Genomic DNA, 223 nt, shown 5'->3' with positions numbered 1-223 from the left:
TCTGTCAGGTTGATGGAGAGGGGGCGGTAGAATGACGTAATGAAGAAGACAAAACCGCTTTATCACGGCCACCGCTTCCCTGCCGTCGTCATCAGTTGCGCGGTTCGCTGGTATTTCCGGTTCAGCCTGAGCCTGCGCGACGTCGAGGAGTTGCTGCTCGAGCGTGGTGTTGTGGTCACGTATGAGACGATCCGTTGCTGGTGCGACAAGTTCGGCGCCAGAT

1 pseudogene is annotated in these 223 nt (G+C 57.4%); it reads left to right on the top strand.

The window, feature by feature from the left end:
- Positions 1–39: 39 nt before the first annotated feature.
- Positions 40–223 (top strand): annotated as a pseudogene (locus tag VSR34_RS39415) (IS6 family transposase); the annotation flags it as partial.

Origin of the sequence: Paraburkholderia sp. JHI2823 (assembly GCF_038900695.1) — a bacterium.
In the GTDB taxonomy this organism is placed as follows: Bacteria; Pseudomonadota; Gammaproteobacteria; order Burkholderiales; family Burkholderiaceae; genus Paraburkholderia; species Paraburkholderia mimosarum.
This window is presented reverse-complemented; position numbering and strand designations above follow the sequence as displayed.